Below are 19439 nucleotides of genomic sequence, written 5' to 3' on the forward strand. Positions count from 1 at the left end.
GTGATTGCCCGACATACAGACCGGCGTCCCGGTTCAGGAGGCGGGCCAGGTCCAGTCGCGGATCTCGGCGGGGTCCTCGCCGTACTCGCGGGTGTGGGCGCGGGCGCGCAGCCGGGCGTCGGCCATGCGCTGGCGCAGGTGGGCGGCCGTGCTGCCCAGGCCGGGCACCCGGTCGATCACGTCCATCACCAGGTGGTAGCGGTCGATGTCGTTGAGCATCGCCATGTCGAACGGCGTGGTGGTGGTGCCCTCCTCCTTGTATCCGCGCACGTGCAGGTTCTCGTGTCCCGTACGCCGGTAGGTCAGGCGGTGGATCAGCCACGGGTAGCCGTGGAAGTTGAAGATGATCGGCCGGTCGGTGGTGAACAGCGCGTCGAACTCCACGTCGCGCAGCCCGTGCGGGTGCTCGGAGGCCGGCTGCAGCCGCATGAGGTCGACCACGTTGACCACCCGCACCTTCAGTTCAGGCAGGTGCTCGCGCAGCATCGCCGCGGCGGCGAGGGTCTCCAAGGTCGGCACGTCACCGGCGCAGGCCAGCACCACGTCGGGATGGGCGCCCTCGTCGGTGGAGGCCCACTCCAGGATGCCCAGCCCGCGGGCGCAGTGGACGGCCGCCTCGTCCATGCTCATCAGGTCGAGCACGGGCTGCTTGCCGGCGACGACGACGTTGACGTAGTCGCGGGAGCGCAGGCAGTGGTCGGCGGTCGACAGCAGCGTGTTGGCGTCCGGCGGCAGGTACACCCGCACCACCTCGGCCTTCTTGTTGACCACCACGTCGAGGAACCCGGGGTCCTGGTGACTGAAGCCGTTGTGGTCCTGCCGCCACACGTGCGAGGACAGCAGGTAGTTCAGCGAGGCCACCGGCCTGCGCCAGGGGATCTTGCGGGACGACTCCAGCCACTTGGCGTGCTGGTTGAACATCGCGTCGACGATGTGGATGAACGCCTCGTAGCAGTTGAACAGCCCGTGGCGGCCGGTCAGCAGGTAACCCTCCAGCCAGCCCTGGCACTGGTGCTCGCTGAGCACCTCCATCACGCGGCCGGCCGGGCCGAGGTTCTCGTCCGTCGGCAGCAGGGCCGCCTCCCACTCCTTGCCGGTCGTCTCGAACACCGCCGACAGCCGGTTGGACGCGGTCTCGTCCGGGCCGAGGAGCCGGAAGTTCTCCGGGTTGGCGGCGATCACGTCCCGCAGGAACCCGCCCAGCACGCGGGTCGGCTCGCTGGAGGCGGTGGCCGGGCTCTTGACCTCCACGGCGTAGTCGCGGAAGTCGGGCAGCACGAGGGGGCGCAGCAGCTCACCGCCGTTGGCGTGCGGGTTCGCGCTCATCCGCAGCGGCCCGTCCGGCACCGTGGCCGTGACGGCCTCGACCGGCCGGCCGTCGGCGTCGAACAGCTCCCCGGGCCGGTAGGAGAGCATCCACTCCCGCAGCGCCTCCAGGCGGTCGGGGCGGTCGCGCACATCGGTCAGCGGCACCTGGTGGGCGCGCCAGGTGCCCTCCACCGGCAGCCCGTCCACCTCCCGGGGGCCGGTCCAGCCCTTGGGCGTACGCAGCACGATCATCGGCAGCGGGCCGCCGTCGGCCATCTCGTCGAACACCGTGTCCAGGGTCCGCGCCATCAGCTCGTGCATCTCGGCCGGCTCGTCACCGGAGACGACGTGGGGGCGGTAACCGTACCCCTCGAACAGCTTGAGCAGCTCGGGCTCGGGGATGCGGGCCAGCACGGTGGGGTTGGCGATCTTGTAGCCGTTGAGGTGCAGGATCGGCAGCACCACCCCGTCGCCGGCCCGGTTGAGGAACTTGTTGGAGTGCCAGGCGGTGGCCAGCGGGCCGGTCTCGGCCTCGCCGTCCCCGACGACGCACGCCACCACCAGGCGGGGGTTGTCGAAGGCCGCGCCGTACGCGTGGGACAGGGCGTAGCCGAGTTCGCCGCCCTCGTGGATGGAGCCGGGAGTCTCGGGGGCCACGTGGCTGGGGATGCCGCCGGGGAAGGAGAACTGGCGGAACAGCCGGCGCATGCCGGTCGCGTCGCGGGTGACGTGGGGATAGCGCTCGGTGTAGGTGCCCTCCAGCCAGGCGTGGGCCACCGCGGCCGGGCCGCCGTGCCCGGGACCGGCGATGTAGATCATCTCCTGATCGCGTTCCCGGATGACCCGGTTCAGGTGGGCGAAGCAGAAGTTGAGCCCGGGGGTGGTGCCCCAGTGACCCAGCAGCCGCGGCTTGACGTGCTCGGCGATCAGCGGCTCGGTCAGCAGCGGGTTGTCCATCAGGTAGATCTGCCCGACGGACAGGTAGTTCGCGGCCCGCCAATAGGCGTCGATGCGCTCCATTTCGTCCATGCCCTGAGACTTTCCTGACGGGAACGATCGAACCAGGGTCTTTGGCCCACAAAGATTGTGCCGACCGACCGGTAGTCTTGGCGCATGTCCGGCACGCGATGGCTCGACGATGAGGAGCAGCGCACCTGGCGCGCCTACATCAGGACGAGCCAGCTCCTCCAGGACGCCCTAGAACGGCAGTTGCAGCGTGACTCGGGCATCCCGCACACCTATTACATGATCCTCGTGGTGCTCTCCGAGTCGCCGGGCCGGACCATGACGATGAGCGAGTTGTCCTCCATTCTCCGATACTCCGTCAGCCGCCTCTCCCACGCCGTCTCGCGGCTGGAGGAGAAGGGCTGGGTGCGGCGGGTCAAGCGGCCCGAGGACCGGCGCACGACCGTCGCCGAGCTCACCGACGAGGGCTTCGCGGCGCTCGTGCAGGCCGCGCCGGGCCACGTGGAGGAGGTCCGCCGCGTGCTGTTCGACCCCCTCACCCCGGCCCAGGTGCGGAGGTTCCGGGAGGTCCTCACCACGATCCTCACGGCTTTTGAATCCCAGGAACCGCCGGGCGAGGACGAGCGGCCCCGCCAGCTCGACCCCGCGGCTCCCTGACGGCCTCCTGAAATCCAGTCCGCCGGCGTCTTGCGGCCGCGCGGGTCTGACCGCTTTCGCGGTGGGTCACGGCGGAAGGCGGATCGGGACCGGTCAGGCCCGGGGGTTGCGGCGGGCGATGGAGGCGTTGAGCGCCGTGGCGAAGAGCGTCCACCCCGTGTACGGCAGCAGCAGGAGCCCCGCCGCCCGGTCCTGGCGGAGGAAGCGGCGGGTGAGCAGGACGTTCGACGCGTTGAGCGCGACCAGTTCGGCGAGCGCGAGACGCGGGTTGCGGGCCTTGAAGAACAGCGGCGGCCAGGCCGCGTTCAGCGCCAGGTTCGCAGCGAGCGCCCGGCGCAGGGCCGGCCGGGAGCGCTCGTCCCCCACGGAGAGCGCGCGGGCGGACGCGTAGGCGATCGTCGCGTACAGCGGCGTCCACACCAGTCCGTACGCCTGCCGCGGCGGCTGCCAGGAGGGCTTGCGCAGCCGGTGGTACCAGGAGGAACGGGGGTCGGTGCCGAGTCCGCCGGCCACGGCGGCGGCGGTCACGGCGAGGGCGGTGCCGGTCAGCGTCTTCTTCGAGGTGCGTCCCATAGGGAGCCTTTCTTCCCTTTCAGCCGGCCGTATGCACCGGTCCCCGCATGCCCTCGTCAGGCGGGGACGTGGTTGCGTAGGCGCAACGCGTCCGGGTACGGCGACAGGTAGGTCTGCTCCTGGACCTGGCCGGCTCCGGCGCCCTTCGCGTGGTGGCGCAGCAGGGCCAGCGGCACGGCGAGGGCGACCCGGTGCGCCCGGTACGCCTCGATGACCTCGGTGAGGTCGGCCCGGCGGACCGGGTCGAGGTCCCCGCTGATCCTGCCGAGGAAGTGGTGCAGCACGTTGACGTGGCGCCCGATCGTGGCCCTGACCAGGAGGGCGGTGCGGAAGGCCCAGCCGTACTCGCGGGCCAGCGTCTCCCGGGGCAGGTCGCCCGCGGCGGCCACGAGCCGCCCGATCACCCGGTACGCCGCGGGCGAGTGGGCGAGGATCTGCATCTTGTGCCGGGCGTGGAAGCCGACCAGGTCACGGGGCCGCCAGTCGCCGGACAGCAGCGCCCGCAGCCGGGCCGCGGCGAAGATCCGTTCGACGAACGCCTCCCGCAGCACGGCGTCGTGCAGCCGGCCCTCGTCCTCGACGACCAGAGACGGGTGGGCGCCGGTGATCGCGGAGGCGAAGAGGCCGGGACCGCGGCGCCCGGGGGCGCCCGGGGCGGACCCGCCGTACACGGGGACGCCGTGGAGCCCGCAGCTCGGGCTCTTCGACTTGAAAATGTAGCCGTCGACGGCGCCGATCTCCGCCGCCCGCTCGGCGGCGAGGCCGGCCATCTCGTCGGTCAGGTCCCGGCGCGTCCGCCGGGTCATCAGCCGGGGCCCGTCCGTGCCGCGCTCCAGCCGGAGCGTCTCGCGGGGCGTGCCGAGGCCGATCTCCATCTCGGGGCAGATCGGCACCCAGTCCACGTACTCGTCCAGCTCGCCGGCGAGGAACCGGTCGCGGCTGTGGCCGCCGTTGAACCGCACGGGAGCGCCCAGCAGGCAGCTCGACACCGCCACCCTCGGCCTGACCTGCGCCGCCGCGCCCTCCGTCGTGCTCTCCGTCGTGTTCACGCCGCCTCCAGCAGTGCGGACAGCCGGTGCAGACCCCGGGCCGTGCGAGCCTTGACGGTGCCGAGCGGGACCCGCAGGTGCTCGGCGATCTCGCGCTGGGTCAGGTCGCCGTAGTACGCCAGCTCGATCGCCTGGCGCTGCACCTGCGGCAGCGCGGCCAGCGCCCGGAGCACCCGGTCGCGGTCGGCGAGTTCGTCGCCGTCCTGCCGCCCGTCGTGTCCCGCCGGGTCGGGGACCGCCTCCAGCGGCACCGTCGTCGGCGTGCGCGCCCGCAGGTGGTCGACGGCGCGGTTGTGGGCGATCCCGAACAGCCAGGCCGGCAGGCTCCGGCCCGGGTCGAAGCGGTGCCGGAACCGCCAGACCTCCGTGAAGACGACCTGGAGGACGTCTTCCACATCCTGCGGCGGCACAAGTTTGCGCAGGTAGGAGCGCACGGCCGGGGAGTGCTCTCGGTAGCACTCCCCCAGGGCGCCCGTGTCACCCGCGGCGAGGCGGAACTCCAGCGTCGTCTCCATGGTCCCCCCATGCCCCAAGAACTTATTCAAAACCTATTCATAGCCCTCCGCGCGTCATCATGGCAACAAAATCAGCCGAACCCCAGGTCAAGAGTGCGCCAAAGAGGGCGAATCACCGCAGAGTGGTCATTACCGCCGAGATGGCGTCACGAAACGTAGTCACCCGAACGACTTCCGTAGGCATGCCCTCGCCCCACCCCGGGCCACCGGCGATGACCCGGCACGCGGGGCGGAGCCCCGGCAGGCCGCCGAGCGGGGCCGGCTCGCCGGTCGCGGGGGTCTGCGACCAGACGAACACCGCCGCCGGGCCGACCCGGCGCATGGCGTCCGCCAGCGCGGAGTACGGCGTGCGGGCCCCCAGCACCCGGGTCTCCACCGCGAGCCCGGCGAGCGCGGCGGCGAGCGCCTGGATCGCCAGGGTGTGCTGCTCCTCCTCGGCGGCGGCCAGCAGGACCGGCCGGGGGTGGACGGGCGCGGGCGCGTGCGCGGAGAACCGCACCAGGGCGGCCTGGAGCCGGTTGGAGAACAGGTGCTCGATGTCGATCCCGGCTCCGGTCTCCCACTGCCTGCGGCTGATCGCCGCGAACACCGGCAGCACGAGCCGCTCCCACGTCCACAGCACGCCGTGCGCGGCCAGCGCCGCGTCCAGTGCCACGCTCACGGCCGGGGCGTCCATCGCCGCCACGGCGCGGGCCAGCATGGCCGCGGACAGCAGGCCGGGTTCCGCGGCCGGCGATTCGGGCGCGGCCTCACGCGCGGCCTCGGGAGGCGCGGCGGGGCCCGCGAGGCGGCCCGCGTCGCGGCGCGCCGGGCGCCCCGATGCCATGCCCGCTGGGGGCGCCGCCTGCTCACCGGCTCCCGCGTCCCCGGTGCTCCGCTCCCCGCCGCCAGGCTGGCGCTGCCGCAGCGCCAGCCTGGCGGCGTCGGCCGGCGGCATCCCCGACCGGACCAGCCGGTTCATCTCCTGGAGGCGGCGCAGGTCCGCCTCGTCGTAGCGACGGTGTCCGCCGGGGCTGCGCCTGCTCGGGCCGATGCCGTATCTGAGGTTCCAGGTGCGCAGCGTGGACGCGGGCACGCCGAGCCGCCGGGCCACGGCTCCGATGCCGTACCCCGGCTCCTCCTCGGAGACTGCGTCGCCGCCCGTCTCCGGCTGCCCCTCACGCCGCACCCGCTCACCCCGTGTCCGTCCGCTGCTTCCGAGTGCTTCCAGCCGCTGCTTCCGGCCCGCGCTTCCGCTCACGGCCGCCGTTTCCCGTTGCCCGTCGTGGCTCGGGCCCCTGCCGTCCCGCCGCTCCCGTCCTCCGGCCACCACGTCGTTCCGGCCGCCCCTCGCCTTGTTTCGGCCGGGAGGCCCCGTACGGATGCAACCGCGCGGATGCAACCGCCGGAGCGGGAGGGCGCGAAAACTCTACTGACGGCACCGCCGATCACGGAACCGGCCGCCGATCACCGAAGCGTCCGCCCACCACCGACCGAAGGAGCACCGCGCATGACGACGACCCGCAGGACCGTCTGGTGACCGCGGGCGGGCCGGTCGTGGTCGTCGGCGCGGGCCTCGGCGGCCTGGCCGCCGCCATGCGCCTCGCCGGAGCCGGCCGTGAGGTGACGGTGGTCGAGGCCTCCGACGCACCGGGCGGCTGCTGCGGCACGGCCGCCCTGGGTGAGCACCGCGTCGACACCGGCCCCTCCGTGCTGACCATGCCGGGGGTGCTGGCCGACGCCTTCGCCGCGGCCGGGCAGGACATGGAGCGCTGGCTGCCGCTGCGCCGGCTCGACCCGTACTACCGGCTGACCTTCCACGACGGGTCGCGGCTCGACGTGGTCGCGGGCGCGGACGCCATGGAGGACCAGGTGCGGGAGCTGTGCGGGCCCGCGGAGGCCGCCCGTTACCGCCGGTTCCGCCGGCTGCTCGGCGAGATGTTCGAGGCCGAGTGGGACGCGTTCATCGACCGGGACATGACCCGGCTGCGCGCGCTGGCCCGGCCGTACGCGCTGGCCCGGCTGACCGCGCTCGGCGGCTTCCGCCGGCTGGACCGCCTCGTGCGGAGCCACCTCACCGACGAGCGGCTGATCAGGGCGCACACGTTCCAGTCGCTGTACGTCGGCAGGTCGCCGCAGCGCGCGCTCGGCGTGTACGCGGTGATCGCCCACATGGACACCGTCGGCGGGGTTTACTTTCCCCGCGAGGGCGGCATGCACGCCGTCCCCCGGGCCATGGCCGCCGCCGCGGAGAAGGCCGGGGCGGTCCTCCGGTACGGCGTGCGGGCCACCCGGATCGAGACCGACGGCGCCGGGGTGACGGCCGTACGGCTCGACACGGGCGAGCGGCTCGCGGCCCGGCACGCGGTGGTGGCCTGCGACCTCGTCCGGGCCCACGGCGCCCGCGGCGACGGCCTGCTGCCGGAGGAGGCGGCCGACTGGCGGCTGCGCCGTCCCCGGTTCTCCCCTTCGTGCCTGGTGGCGCACTTCGCCCTCGACCGGCGGCCGGACGGCCAGGCCCACCACACCCTGCACTTCGGGCGGGAATGGCGGGCGACCTTCGGGGCGCTGGAGGCCGGCCGCCCGCAGCCCGACCCGAGCCTGCTGGTGACCTGTCCTTTCGACCACCACGGGCCACACGACCACGGGCCCGACGACCATAAGCCCGACAATCACGGGCCCGGCGGCGCGGGCCGCGCCGTGCTGAGCGTGCTGGAGCCCACCGCGAACCTGGAGGGCGGCGCGGACTGGGCCGCCCTCACCCCCCGTCTGGTGGACCGCATGCTCGACCGGCTCTCCGGCCTCGGGTACGGCGACCTGTCCGGGGCGCCCCGGCTCGTGTTCGATCCCCCCGCCTGGCGGCGGCGCGGCCACTCCGCTGGCACGCCGTTCGCCCTCGACGCCCGTTTCACCCAGACGGCCTGGTTCCGGCCGTCCGGCGCGGCCCGGCGGGTCCCCGGCCTCCACTTCGCGGGTATGTACACGGCCCCCGGCGTCGGGGTGCCGCCCGTGCTGATCTCCGGCCGCCTGGCCGCCGAACGCATCCTGGAGAGCACTCCATGAGAACGTCGTCCCCTCCGTCGTCCGCCACGCTGACGGCGGCCTATGAGCGGTGCCGCAGGCTGCACGCCCGCTACGGCCGCTCCTACTACCTGGCCACCCGGCTGCTGCCCTCCTGGAAACGGCCGCACGTCCATGCGTTGTACGGCTTCGCCCGCTACGCCGACGAGATCGTCGACTCCTTCGGGATGAGCGGCGACCGGTCCCAGGCGCTGGAGCGGCTGGCCTCTCGGCTGACCGCCGCGCTGGGCGGGGAGCCGGTCCGCGACCCGGTGCTGCCCGCCTTCGCGCACACGGTCAGGGCTTTCGGGATCGACCACGCCGACGTGGGGGCGTTCCTGGCGTCCATGCGGGCCGACCTGTCCGTGGGCAGGTACGCGACGTACGACGACCTGCTGGGTTACATGGAGGGCTCGGCGGCGGCCATCGGGACGATGATGCTGCCCGTGCTGGAGCCCCTGCCCGGGGAGGACGAGCGGGCCCGCGAGCCCGCGCGGCAGCTCGGACTGGGGTTCCAGCTCACCAACTTCATCCGCGACGTGCGCGAGGACCTCGCGCGTGGCCGGATCTACCTGCCGCTGGCCGACCTCGACAAGTTCGGCGTGACCCCGGCCGACCTCGCCGCGCCGCACGCCACCCCGGCCGTACGCGACCTCGTGGCCCTGAACTGCGAACGCGCCCGCGACCACTACCGCCGGGCGTGGGAGGGGATCGCGCTGCTCGCGCCGTCGTCGCGGCCCTGCATCCGCGCGGCGTACGAGCTGTACGGCGGGATCCTGGACGAGATCGCGGCGGCCGGTCACGACGTGCTGGCGAGGCGGGCCACGGTGCCGCGCGGGCGGAGGCTCGCGATCTTCACCCGGAACCTGCTCGCGGCCCGCGCCGCCGCGCAGGCCGAGCGCCGGGTGGGGGTGGCCTGACATGCGGGACGTGCCGAACGCCTCGCCGGTCGTGGTGGACGCCATGGGCGGAGACCACGGACCCGCCGAGATCGTCCGGGGGGCGGTCCAGGCCCGGCGGGAGCACGGCGTGCCGGTCGTCCTCGCCGGCCGGGCGGGCGTCGTGCGCGCGGAACTGGCCCGGCTCGGGGCGGTCGGCGAGATCGACGTGGCGCACGCCGACGACGTCGTCCCGATGACCGAGCGCGGCGCGGGGGCGGTCCGCATGGCCCACTCCAGCCTGGCCGTCGGGCTCGGCCTCGTCCGGGACGGAACCGGCGCGGCCTTCGTGTCGGCCGGGTCCACGGGAGCCGTCGCCGCCTGCGCGACCGACCGGCTGGGCCCCGCGCCCGCCGTACTGCGCCCCGCGCTGGCCGTGGCGCTGCCGACGACGGCGGGCGGGGCCACCGTGCTGATCGACGCCGGCGCCACCGTGGACCCCACTCCCGAGATGCTCGCCCAGTTCGCCCTGCTCGGAGCGTCGTACGCGCAGCTCGTGCTGGGCGTGGCGGAGCCCCGCGTGGGGCTGCTGTCGATCGGCGCCGAGCCCGGCAAGGGGAACCGGCTGACCCGCCGGGCCGAGACCCTGCTGCGCGACCTGCCGCTGCGCTTCCACGGCCCGGTCGAGGGCGGCGACGTGCTCACCGGGCTGGCCGACGTGATCGTGACCGACGGCTTCACCGGCAACGTCGTGCTGAAGAACGTCGAGGGCACCGTCCGGGCCACACTCGCCCTGCTGGCCACAGAGGTCGGCGCGGGGGCCGGCACTGTGGCCGGCACTGTGGCCGGCGCGGGAGCCGGCGCGAGAGCCGGCGCTGTGGGCGGCACGGGGGTCGGCGCCCAGGACGTGGCCGGTCCCGAGGCGCTGCGGCGGGTGGCCGGTCGCTACGACCCGGAGACACACGGCGGCGCGGCGCTGCTGGGCCTGACCGGCACCGTCGTGGTGGCCCACGGCTCCTCACGGGCCTCGACCATCGCGCGAGCCTGCGTCGTGGCCCACGATCTGGCCCAGGGCGAGGTCGTAGCCCGCCTCGGTGATCGTCTCGCCGTCCGCCCCGCCCGTTGAGACAGCGGTGAGACGGCGTGAGACGGTCGTGACCCGTGGTGACACGGGGGTGAGACCGTCACGACCCTGGCGCCGCGCCCGGCGGGCGACCGGCGCCCGGGTCGGCCTGGGGGCCGGCGAGGAGGGCGGCGACGGAATCGGCGAGGGGGTCGGTCCCGTCCCAGGTGCCCGTGCTCGCGTACGGCACGAACCGGGCGAACAGCTCCTCGGAGTACCAGTCGTGCGCGCGGACACGCTCGATCACCTCGCGGTGCGCACGGCCCGCGTAGGCGAACGCACGTACGGCGGCGGCGTCACGCCACAGGGAGAAGGTCGCCTGCCGCGCCAGCGGCCACTCCCCCAGCCCGACCGAGGCGAGGCAGCCCTCCTGCGCCCGCAGGAGCCGGTCGACGGAGGGGACGGACCGATAGAACGCCAGGAGCCGCGACGGCCGGATCGACGCCCGGGTCAGCACCGCCACCGGTCCGCCACCCGCCCGCTCGCCCGGAGACGCCGCCGGCGAGGACGCCCTTTCCCGAGCGGCAAGGCGCTCCAGGCCCGAGGGCTCCCGCCCCTGTGCGAGACGTTCCGCGCCCGAAAGCCCTGCCCCTTGGGCGAGATGCTCCAGGCCCGGAGGCGTCATGCCCTGGATCGGGTGCTGCCCGGTCCGAGGAGTGAGGGGCGCAGGAGTGAAGGGCGCTGGAGCGAAGGATGCGGGGATGAACGGCTCGACGCCGTTCCAGCGGCCGCGAGAGGAGATCGGCGCGAGCCGTACGTGCCAGGTCTCGACGGCCTCGCGCCGCCAGCGCGCCGGGATCGGCGAGCACTCCAGGAACTCCTCCAGCGCCCGCTCGTCCCGCCACACGGCCAGCAGCGCCCAGCGGCGCAGGTCGGCGCCGAGCGTCGTGGACGGTCCCCGGCCCGTGCCGAGCAGCCGCCAGAACAGCAGTCCAGGGGTCCGGCGCAGCACCGGACGGTCGAAGGCCATGTGGCGCATCGCCCCCCGATCCGCGTACCTGTGGAGGTGGAATGTGACGACGCTCCCGCTGCTCGTCGCGGTCATCGGCGGCTACCTTCTCGGCTCGATCCCGGTTGCGGTGCTGGTCGCCGGGCGGCGCGGCGTCGATCCCCGGGAGGAGGGCGACCGCAACCCCGGCTTCTGGAACGTGCGCGAACGGCTCGGCGCGCGGGCGGCGGCGCCCGTCTTCGCCGGCGACATGGCGAAGGGCGTGGCCGCCGGGCTGCTCGGCCTGGTGGCGGGGGGCGCCCACACGACGGCGCTGGGAGTGGTCACCGGCCCGAGCGTCTCCGCCGCGTACCTCGCGGTGGGAGCGGCGATGCTCGGCCACGCGTGGCCGGTGTTCGCCGGGTTCCGCGGCGGGCGGTCGGTGCTGACCTTCGCCGGGGGGATGGCCGTGATCTGCCCGCCCGCGTTCGTGCTCGCGCTCGCCGTCCTGGCGGTGACGCGGCTGGCCACCGGGTCGTTCGCGCTGGGCGCCAGGGCCGGAGTGTTCGCGATCCCGGTGCTGCAACTGGCCTTCTCGCCGATCGGGCACGTCGCCGCCACGGGCGCGCTGATGTGCCTCATCGGTCTCCGCTTCGGGCAGGCGGCGCTGGCCGCCCGCCGCCCCTGACCGGCATGACCTGAGTGACCTCTCCAGCCGGCGAAGCGTGCGCGCCCTTCGCGACGCGCGCGTCCTGGGGAGCTTGCCCGGGCACCGGAGGCTTCGTGACCTCGGCGGACGCCGGGGCGGTCCGCGTGGCGTGGCCTGTTGTCCGCGTCGCGGGGGCGATCTGCGTGGCGGGGGCGGTCGTCGGCGCTGTGGGGTAGGCGCGGTCACGCCAGGTGCGCACGGGCCGCAGGGTCGCCTGCGTCAGCCGTACGGCGGCCGCCGGGTCGAGCAGCAACGACAGCGCCACCCCCATCCCCGGCCGGGCATAGGCCGGGCGCAGGGCGGTGGTGAGCAGCAGCCGCACGGCGAGCAGCCCGAGATCCAGCCGGGTCGGCCGTCCGGCGGCCAGGCGGAGCACCGGCAGCGCGGCGGCGAGCCAGACGACGGCGAGGTCGGCGGCCTGCCAGGCGGGGTGGGTGACGTCGCCCAGCGGCAGCGACCGTCCCCATTCCCGCCACACCCCGGCGGCCGACTCGTGCATGTCGACCTCCAGCAGATCCCGGGCGTCGAGGAAGCCGACCTTCCAGCCGTCCGCGGCGAGGGCCCTGGCCAGGGCGACGTCGTCGGTCATGTGCCGCCGGACCCGGGCGAAGCCGTCGGCCCGGAGCATCGCCTCACGGCGGAAGGCCAGGCACTGGCCGTTGGCCATCACCCGGTGCGGAGGCGGCGGGACCGGAGGACCGATCGGGCCGAACCGGTACACCAGCGTCGCCAGGAACGAGGCGTGCAGCGCCTGCTCGGCGAGTCCGTCGCAGACGAAGCGCGGACCGGCGCTGACCAGATCGTGGTCGTCCAGTGCGGCGGCCAGGGCCGCGAACAGGCCGGGCCGGGGCCGCGTGTCGGCGTCGAGGGTCACCACGATCTCGCCGCTCGCCTCCCGCAGCCCCTGGTGCAGCGCCCACTGCTTGCCCACCCAGCCGTCCGGCAGCGGCCGGCCCGGCACCACGCGGGCGCCGAGCGCGGCGGCGAGGCGGGCCGTGCCGTCCGAGGACTCGTCGTCCACCACGATCACCTCGGTGACGGCCGGATCGGCCGGCACCGCGCGCAGGCAGGGCCCGAGGCGGTGCTCCTCGTTCCTCGCCGGGATCACCACGGATATCGCCGGACCCCCGCCGCCCGGCATCCCGCCACTCCGGGTCCCGCCAGTCTGGGGCTTGCTGCCCAGTGCCCCGCCGCCCGGCGTCGCGTCGCGGGCGGCCTCTGCCGCCGCGCCGCCGCCGAGGTCGGCCGCCGCCGAACGTGCGGCTTCCCGGCCGGCGGGGCTCGCCGGTTCCGTGGGCAGGGCGGGCGGGTGGAGCGGGGGCAGGCGCCGGCGTCCGCGGGCGAGCCGCGCCAGCACCACCAGGGCGGCGGCCGCCTGGGCGGCCCCAACTATCCTCCGGCATGTCGTCACGGTCACGCCCTTCCCCGTCGCCGGTCGGAGCGGGTGAAGTCGCGGGCCACGAGTTCGGCCACGATGCGCCCGCCCATCGCCACCAGCGGCAGGCCACCCCCGGGATGCGCGGACCCGCCCACGAGGTAGAGGCCGCGCCGGGGCCCCCGGTTGCCGGGACGGCGGAAGGGGGCGAGCGGGCCTCCGTACGCGCCGCCGTAGATGGCACCGCCCCAGGCGCCGTACCGGTCCCGGAGGTCGGCCGGGGTCAGCAGGTCGAGGAAGCGCAGCCGCCCGGACAGGTCGTGCCCCCGGCTCGCCAGGCGCTCCAGGACGAGTTCCGCGTACGCCTCGGGCGGCATCGGCCACCGGGCCGGGTCGCCGGCTGGGACGTTCACCAGCATGCTCCAGCTTTCCGCACCGGCGGGGGCCATCGTGGCGTCGTGCACGGACGGGCAGCCGATGTAGACCGTGGGGTCCTCCGGTGGCCGCCGCCGGTCGAAGATGTCGCCGAACTCCCGCCGGTAGTCGCCGGAGAACACGATCGAGTGGTGGGGCATGTCCTCCGTGCGGCCCTCGACGGCGGCGAGCATCAGGAAGGCGGACGAGGACAGGCCCAGCCCGGCGATCCGGCGCAGCCGCGCGCGGTCCGGCAGGAGCCGCCCGTAGAGGGAGGCCGCGTCGGCGTTCACGACCACGACGTCGGCGCGTACCACCTCGCCTCCTGCCGTGCGCACGCCGCGGACCCGGTCCGCGTCCGCGATCACCTCGGTGATCTCGGTCTCCGTCCGGACCTCCACGCCCGCCTTGTCGAGCGCCGCCGCCAGCGCGTCGGCGAGGCGGGGCAGCCCGCCCCGGACGTACCACCCGCCGTCGCCGTGCTCGATCGCGGGGACGCAGCCGAGGGCGGCGGGCGCGCGGTAGGGATTCGATCCCGCGTAGGTCGCGTAGCGGTCCACGTACTGGCGCAGGCGGGCGTCCCGGAAGAATCCGCCCGCCAGCGCGTCCAGGGTGCGGCCGGGCGCGACCGCGAACAGGTCCCCCAGGCGGGCCTGCGGGAGCGGCCCGCCCCTCCCGCCGCCTCCCACGCCACCGGCCCGCGAGCCGTCTCCGCCCACGCCACCGGCCGCCGCGCCGATCCCGGACGAGACGCCACCCGGCCGTCCGGGCGCGGAGCCGTCCCGCCAGGGGGCCGGCGGCTCGACGACGGGCCCGGTCAGCGGTCCCGCGAAGAAGGTGCGCATCGCGGCGTCCAGGCACCGCTCGGCCCAGCGGTGGTACGCCCGCCAGTTGCGGCCCTCGCCCGGCGCGAGCCGGTCCACCTCGCCGGCCGTGCGGCCCGGGTCACGGTACGTGGACAGCACCGAGCCGTCCGCGAAGCGGTACCGGCACAACTCGTCGAGTTCGAGCAGGTCGAGCGGGACGCCGAGGTCCAGGAAGAGGCCGGGCAGCGTGAGCAGCGAGGGCCCGATCGAGAACGTGAAGCCGTCGCGCCTGTGCTCGGCCAGCTTGCCGCCGAGCCGGGGCAGCCGCTCGTGGATCCGCACGTCGTGCCCGTCCCGCGCGAGCAGCAGGGCGGCCACCATGCCGCCGACGCCGCCCCCGACCACGATCACCTCCGCCATGTGCCCCTCCAGGCGAGCAGCGCGCACGTGCCCATCGCGACTCCTCCGGCGGCGGCCACCAGCGGGTCGGGCGGCCGGAAGACCACGGCGAAGCCGATGGTCTCCATCACCGCCATCACCGTGTACAGGGCGACCAGCCCGGTCGCCCCCGCCTGCCCGCCCACGGCACCCCGTCGCGGGGCCGCCGCCGGGGCGGGGTGATGCGCGATGCGTTCGATCAACGTCATGACCAGGAGCGAGACCAGCAGCCATCCGGCGAAGTTGCCAAGCGGCACACCGCGGTACGGCCCGGGCTCGGCCCAGACCCACAGCCCGAGCCGGAGCATCTGGGGATCGAGGAAGAGGTCCCACGCGGTGAGCGCGACGGCCCCGGCGCAGACCCGGGCCACCGCGCCGTACGGCACGGTGCCGCCAAAGACGGTGCCGCCAAGGGCGGTACCGCCAGGGACGGCACGGGCGGCGACGGCGTGGGCGGCCAGGCCCATGCCGCCCCATGCGAGGGCGACGATCAGCGGGACTCCGCCGGGCCGCGGCCACAGCACATCGGTGTAGTGGTAGTCGCCGAAGGGCAGACCCGTCCGCGTGCCGATCCACTCGGCGGCGTAGCCCGCCGCCACCGCCGCCCCGAACGCGCCCGCCGCCCTGCGCGGCGTGGTGGCCGCGGAGGCGAAGGCGAGCCCGCTCGCCGCGACCAGCACCACGACCACGGTGGTCAGGCGCAGGTCATCGGGCCGCAGGCCGGTCGCGATCTGCGCGGCCACCATGACGCCGAGCAGCACGGCGCCGCCGGCGTTCAGCCACCATCGTGGCGGACGGGGCCCGCCCCGCCGTCGCAGGGTCGGGCGGGAGGCATCCGGCGGCTCCGGCGCTCCCGGCACGGGCGACGGCCCGCCGGCCGCTCCGTGTCCTGGCTCGCCGACGGCTCCGTGGTCCGGCCCGCCCGGCCGTCGCGAGGGCGGCCGGCCGCCACGCCGTGCGGGGGGCGTGCCGTCCGCCTCGGCCTCCCGCTTCTCAGCGGTCTCCCATCTCTCCACGTACGGTCATTCGAACGGACCCCGGCGACCGGATGCCCCGGGCGGCCACAACCTCACCTCACCGCCTCGATCGCCGATGACCCGAGGACTCCGCCGCCTCGGCGGCCGCCTCCGGCCCGCCGCCGGTCAGGCCGGTGGGGCGGTGCTCCCGCGTACGACGAGGTGGGTGGCGAGCTCGATGCGGTGGTGTTCGGACGTGTCGCCCGCGCTGACCGCCATGACGAGTTCCGCGGCGGCGGCGCCCATCTTGGCCAGCGGCTGATGGACGGTGGTCATCGGCGGGTCCGTCCAGTGGGCGAGCGGCAGGTCGTCGAAGCCGACGACGCTGAGGTCGTCGGGCACGCGCAGCCCGGCCCGCAGGGCCGCCTGGTAGACCCCGAGTGCCTGCAGATCGTTGCCGGCGAAGACGGCGGTGGGCCGGTCGGGGAGGGCGAACAGCGCTCGCGCCTCGGTACGGCCGGTCTCCACGTAGAGCGGACCTGTCCGCAGGTAGCGGGGGTCGACGGGCACGCCCGCGGTCTCCATGGCCGCGCGGTAGCCGTCGAGCCGGGCGCGGCAGCACATCAGCGCCGCCGGGCCGTTGATCATCGCGATCCTGCGGTGCCCGAGCTCCAGCAGGTGGCGGGTGGCCGACAGGCCGCCGTTCCAGTTCGTCGCGCCGACCGAGGGGACGCGATGGCTCGGCTCGCCGTGCGGGTCGAGCGCGACGAGCGGGATGGACCTGCTGGCGAGCTGGGCGTACTCGTGGTCGCTCAGCTCGGCGGAGACGGCGATGACACCGGTGGGGCGCCGGGCCAGGACCTCCTCGATCCACTCGCGGTGCGGGGAGTTGTGCCCGTGCATGTCGGTGACGGCCACGGTCAGGCCGTAGGACTGGGCGACCTCGTTGACGCCGCGGATGAGCTCCAGCGCCCACAGGCTGTCGAGGGCCTGGAAGAGGACCTCGATGATGGCCGCGGGCTCGGTCCTCTCCGGCCGGCGCTGCCAGCCGTGCTCGCGGATCAGTTCCTCGATCCGGCGCCGGGTGGCGACCGACACGCCGGGGCGTCCGTTGATCACCTTGGACACGGTCGGCGGGGACACCCCGGCCAGCCTGGCGATCTGCGCGACCGTGATCTCCTGGCGGCGCCGCGGTCCTAGCTCGGTGGGAAGGCTTGTGCCGGTCACACGCGAGAGTTTAGAGAGTCCGCGAAAGCATTCGTGAAATATTCAGAATCGTTCGCCGGCCCGATCCGATGACCTGCGGGTGTGAAACGCGTGCGGTTGAGGAATGTCCCCCGGCCACGCCTCCCCCTCATGATGCGGTCACGAAACATAAAGGCCGGAGGTGTTAATCATGAAGAAGCCAGGATGGACGCGTCGCCCCCGAGCGGCGCTGTCCCTGGCACTTGCCGTCGGCGCGGCGTCGGTCGCCGTCGTGACCGCGACGAGCCCGGTGCACGCCGTCACGCGGCCGCCGCTCGGACAGAACATCAAGGTCAACCAGGTCGCCTACGCGCCGGGCGCGGCCAAGCAGGCGACCGTCGTCAACTCCTCCACATCCCCGCTGACGTGGAGCCTGCTCAACGGCTCCGACCAGGTGGTGGCGACCGGAACCACGACCGTCTTCGGGCAGGACTCGCCGTCGGGCGACAGCGTTCACAAGATCGACTTCTCTTCGTACACCGGGACGGGCACGAACTTCGTGCTCACCGTGGGCAACGAGTCCAGCCGGCCCTTCGACATCGGCGCGGACGCCTGGAAGAAGCTGCCGTACGACGCGCTCGCGTTCTTCTACCACCAGCGCAGCGGCATCGCGATCAACGGTCAGTACGTGGGCGCCCAGTACGCCCGGCCCGCCGGGCACCTGAACGTCTCCCCCAACCAGGGCGACAACAACGTGCCCTGCCGCACGAGCTGCGGGTACAGCCTGGACGTCCGCGGCGGCTGGTACGACGCCGGCGACCACGGCAAGTACGTGGTGAACGGCGGCATGTCGGCGTGGCAGCTCGTCAACGTCTACGAGCGGGCCAAGTATGTCTCCGGCGCCGACCCCGCGGCCTTCGGCGACGGCACCATGGCCATTCCCGAGCGGGGCAACGGCGTGCCCGACATCCTCGACGAGGCCCGCTGGGAGATCGACTTCATGCTGAAGATGCAGGTCCCGGACGGGAGGTCGCTGGCGGGCATGGCACACGCCAAGATCCACGACCAGGCGTGGACCGGCCTGCCGCTGCGGCCCGACCAGGACCCCCAGCCCCGGCTGTTGTCGGCGCCCACCACCGCCGCCACGCTGAACCTCGCCGCGTCGGCCGCGCAGTGCGCCCGCGTGTGGGCCTCCATCGACTCGGCCTTCTCCAGCCGCTGCCTCACCGCCGCGGAGAAGGCGTACGCGGCGGCCAAGGCCAACCCGTCCATCATCGCCCCGAGCAACGACGACCAGGGCGGCGGCTCGTACGTCGACACCAAGGTGACCGACGAGTTCTACTGGGCGGCCGCCGAGCTGTACGTCACCACGGGCAAGCAGACCTACCGCGACGCCCTCACCGGCTCGTCCCTCTACTACGGCAGGAGCTTCACCAACGAGGGCGCCCAGTGGTCGGAGGTCGGCTCGCTCGGCGACATCACGCTCGCGCTCGTCCCGAACGGCCTGACCTCCACGATCGGGACGCAACTGCGCAACCGTTTCGTGAGCAACGGTGACACCCTGCTCACCGCGATGCGCAACCAGGGCTACCCCGTGCCGTTCGCCCCGTCCGGCGGCGGCTACATCTGGGGCTCGAACAACCTCATCCTCAACAACGCCGCGCTGCTCGCGCTCGCCTACGACTTCAGCGGGCAGGAACGCTTCCGCAACGGGGTGTTCGAGACGATGGCCTACGAGTTCGGCCGCAACCCGCTGGGCCAGTCGTACGTGACCGGGTACGGCGACCAGCCCTCGCGCAACGTCCACCACCGGTTCTGGGCCCACCAGCTCGACTCGTCGCTGCCGATCGCGCCGCCCGGCGCGCTGGCCGGCGGCCCCAACAGCGGGCTGCAGGACCCGGTCGCCCAGGAGAGGCTCGGCGGGTGCAAGCCGCAGAAGTGCTACCTGGACGACATCAACGCCTGGTCGGTCAACGAGGTCGCGATCAACTGGAACGCGGTGCTGGCCTGGGTGAGCGCCTGGACCGCGGAGAAGGCCGGCGCCTCCGCGAGCCCGTCGCCGTCGGCTTCCCCCTCGGAATCGCCCAGCCCCAGCCCGTCACCGTCCCCCTCACAGAGCCCGTCTCCCTCTCCCTCGCCGAGCCCCTCGCCGAGTCCCTCGCCGTCGCCCTCACCTTCGGCGAGCACGGGTAAGGCGTGCACCGCGACGTACGCCGTCACCAGCCAGTGGCCCGGCGGCTTCGGGGCGACCGTCACCGTGAAGAACACCGGCGCCATCGCCACCAGCGGATGGACGGTCGCCTGGACCTTCCCCAACGGCCAGACGATCACCCAGCTCTGGAACGCCTCGCACACGGTGAACGGATCGGACGTGAAGGCCGTGAACCTGTCCTGGAACGGCGCGCTCGGCGCCGGCGCCTCCACCACGTTCGGCTTCAACGGCTCCTGGAACGGCACCAACTCGAATCCGTCCCAGGTGACCTGCACGGCCGTCTGACAAGCACGGGCGTCTGACGAGCA

The 19439-nt window shown here is 74.1% G+C and carries 16 protein-coding genes; 6 read left to right on the top strand and 10 right to left on the bottom strand.

Going from position 1 to position 19439, the window contains the following annotated elements; genetic code table 11:
- Positions 1 to 33 precede the first annotated feature (33 nt).
- Positions 34 to 2337: a phosphoketolase gene (locus tag HHX37_RS05440; protein ID WP_182880320.1), complete on the bottom strand. Its 2304-nt coding sequence runs from the start codon at positions 2335 to 2337 to the stop codon at positions 34 to 36.
- 84 nt (positions 2338 to 2421) lie between these two features.
- Here HHX37_RS05440 and HHX37_RS05445 point away from each other — a divergent pair, with 84 nt between their 5' ends.
- On the top strand, positions 2422 to 2931 hold the full coding sequence (locus tag HHX37_RS05445; RefSeq protein ID WP_111700313.1) for a MarR family winged helix-turn-helix transcriptional regulator: 510 nt from the start codon (positions 2422 to 2424) through the stop codon (positions 2929 to 2931).
- Between the two features lie 93 nt (positions 2932 to 3024).
- Here the strand turns inward: HHX37_RS05445 and HHX37_RS05450 are convergent, their stop codons facing one another.
- The 4 genes from HHX37_RS05450 to HHX37_RS05465 form a co-directional block, all read right to left on the bottom strand.
- On the bottom strand, positions 3025 to 3504 hold the full coding sequence (locus tag HHX37_RS05450) for a TspO/MBR family protein (RefSeq protein ID WP_138460203.1): 480 nt from the start codon (positions 3502 to 3504) through the stop codon (positions 3025 to 3027).
- Between the two features lie 56 nt (positions 3505 to 3560).
- Positions 3561 to 4553 carry a DUF523 and DUF1722 domain-containing protein gene (locus HHX37_RS05455; RefSeq protein ID WP_310740269.1) on the bottom strand — a complete coding sequence of 331 codons (993 nt, stop codon included), beginning with the start codon at positions 4551 to 4553 and terminating at the stop codon, positions 3561 to 3563.
- Positions 4550 to 5068, bottom strand: a complete 519-nt coding sequence (locus HHX37_RS05460) for an RNA polymerase sigma factor (RefSeq protein ID WP_182876873.1) — start codon at positions 5066 to 5068, stop codon at positions 4550 to 4552. The genes HHX37_RS05455 and HHX37_RS05460 overlap by 4 nt, the downstream gene beginning before the upstream one ends.
- Positions 5069 to 5180: 112 nt before the next feature.
- Positions 5181 to 6236, bottom strand: coding sequence for a MerR family transcriptional regulator (locus HHX37_RS05465; protein ID WP_182884719.1), 1056 nt, complete (start codon positions 6234 to 6236; stop codon positions 5181 to 5183).
- A 347-nt stretch (positions 6237 to 6583) separates the two neighbouring features.
- Between HHX37_RS05465 and HHX37_RS05470 the strand changes: the two genes are divergently transcribed.
- From HHX37_RS05470 to HHX37_RS05480, 3 genes are read left to right on the top strand one after another with little or no spacing between them, the layout of a single operon-like run.
- Positions 6584 to 8110 carry a phytoene desaturase family protein gene (locus HHX37_RS05470; RefSeq protein ID WP_182884720.1) on the top strand — a complete coding sequence of 509 codons (1527 nt, stop codon included), beginning with the start codon at positions 6584 to 6586 and terminating at the stop codon, positions 8108 to 8110.
- Positions 8107 to 9027, top strand: coding sequence for a phytoene/squalene synthase family protein (locus HHX37_RS05475; RefSeq protein WP_182880317.1), 921 nt, complete (start codon positions 8107 to 8109; stop codon positions 9025 to 9027). The genes HHX37_RS05470 and HHX37_RS05475 overlap by 4 nt, the downstream gene beginning before the upstream one ends.
- 1 nt (position 9028) lies before the next feature.
- Positions 9029 to 10111 carry a phosphate acyltransferase gene (locus HHX37_RS05480; protein ID WP_182884721.1) on the top strand — a complete coding sequence of 361 codons (1083 nt, stop codon included), beginning with the start codon at positions 9029 to 9031 and terminating at the stop codon, positions 10109 to 10111.
- A gap of 58 nt (positions 10112 to 10169) precedes the next feature.
- Here HHX37_RS05480 and HHX37_RS36275 read toward each other — a convergent pair whose 3' ends face one another.
- Entirely contained in the window at positions 10170 to 11153 is a 984-nt protein-coding gene (locus HHX37_RS36275; protein WP_259406247.1) for a hypothetical protein, read from the bottom strand.
- On the opposite strand from HHX37_RS36275, the gene HHX37_RS05490 reads away from it, so the two are divergent.
- On the top strand, positions 11122 to 11724 hold the full coding sequence (locus HHX37_RS05490) for a glycerol-3-phosphate acyltransferase (RefSeq protein ID WP_310740270.1): 603 nt from the start codon (positions 11122 to 11124) through the stop codon (positions 11722 to 11724). The two genes, HHX37_RS36275 and HHX37_RS05490, sit on opposite strands and share 32 nt — an antisense overlap.
- Here the strand turns inward: HHX37_RS05490 and HHX37_RS05495 are convergent.
- From HHX37_RS05495 to HHX37_RS05510, 4 genes are all read right to left on the bottom strand, one after another.
- Positions 11675 to 13162 (bottom strand): glycosyltransferase family 2 protein, encoded by a 1488-nt coding sequence (locus tag HHX37_RS05495; RefSeq protein ID WP_310740271.1) that lies wholly within the window; start codon positions 13160 to 13162, stop codon positions 11675 to 11677. The genes HHX37_RS05490 and HHX37_RS05495 overlap by 50 nt on opposite strands.
- The gene (locus tag HHX37_RS05500) at positions 13159 to 14787 is read right to left on the bottom strand and encodes a phytoene desaturase family protein (protein ID WP_182884723.1); all 1629 of its coding nucleotides are present in this window, start codon (positions 14785 to 14787) and stop codon (positions 13159 to 13161) included. Before HHX37_RS05500 ends, HHX37_RS05495 begins: the two co-directional genes overlap by 4 nt.
- Positions 14748 to 15794 carry a carotenoid biosynthesis protein gene (locus HHX37_RS05505; RefSeq protein WP_182884724.1) on the bottom strand — a complete coding sequence of 349 codons (1047 nt, stop codon included), beginning with the start codon at positions 15792 to 15794 and terminating at the stop codon, positions 14748 to 14750. Before HHX37_RS05505 ends, HHX37_RS05500 begins: the two co-directional genes overlap by 40 nt.
- A gap of 126 nt (positions 15795 to 15920) precedes the next feature.
- Positions 15921 to 16961, bottom strand: coding sequence for a LacI family DNA-binding transcriptional regulator (locus HHX37_RS05510; RefSeq protein WP_208758875.1), 1041 nt, complete (start codon positions 16959 to 16961; stop codon positions 15921 to 15923).
- 169 nt (positions 16962 to 17130) lie between these two features.
- On the opposite strand from HHX37_RS05510, the gene HHX37_RS05515 reads away from it, so the two are divergent.
- Positions 17131 to 19416: a glycoside hydrolase family 9 protein gene (locus HHX37_RS05515; RefSeq protein ID WP_182884725.1), complete on the top strand. Its 2286-nt coding sequence runs from the start codon at positions 17131 to 17133 to the stop codon at positions 19414 to 19416.
- Positions 19417 to 19439 lie beyond the last annotated feature (23 nt).

Origin of the sequence: Microbispora sp. H10885 (assembly GCF_014161415.1) — a bacterium.
GTDB classification, from domain to species: domain Bacteria; phylum Actinomycetota; class Actinomycetes; order Streptosporangiales; family Streptosporangiaceae; genus Microbispora; species Microbispora triticiradicis.

Bases quoted from the DNA above. Each gene is read 5' to 3' on its own strand.
- HHX37_RS05440 (WP_182880320.1), bottom strand. From the start codon at position 2,337: ATGGACGAAATGGAGCGCATCGACGCCTATTGGCGGGCCGCGAACTAC.
- HHX37_RS05445 (WP_111700313.1), top strand. From the start codon at position 2,422: ATGTCCGGCACGCGATGGCTCGACGATGAGGAGCAGCGCACCTGGCGC.
- HHX37_RS05450 (WP_138460203.1), bottom strand. From the start codon at position 3,504: ATGGGACGCACCTCGAAGAAGACGCTGACCGGCACCGCCCTCGCCGTG.
- HHX37_RS05460 (WP_182876873.1), bottom strand. From the start codon at position 5,068: ATGGAGACGACGCTGGAGTTCCGCCTCGCCGCGGGTGACACGGGCGCC.
- HHX37_RS05475 (WP_182880317.1), top strand. From the start codon at position 8,107: ATGAGAACGTCGTCCCCTCCGTCGTCCGCCACGCTGACGGCGGCCTAT.
- HHX37_RS05480 (WP_182884721.1), top strand. From the start codon at position 9,029: ATGCGGGACGTGCCGAACGCCTCGCCGGTCGTGGTGGACGCCATGGGC.
- HHX37_RS36275 (WP_259406247.1), bottom strand. From the start codon at position 11,153: ATGACCGCGACGAGCAGCGGGAGCGTCGTCACATTCCACCTCCACAGG.
- HHX37_RS05515 (WP_182884725.1), top strand. From the start codon at position 17,131: ATGAAGAAGCCAGGATGGACGCGTCGCCCCCGAGCGGCGCTGTCCCTG.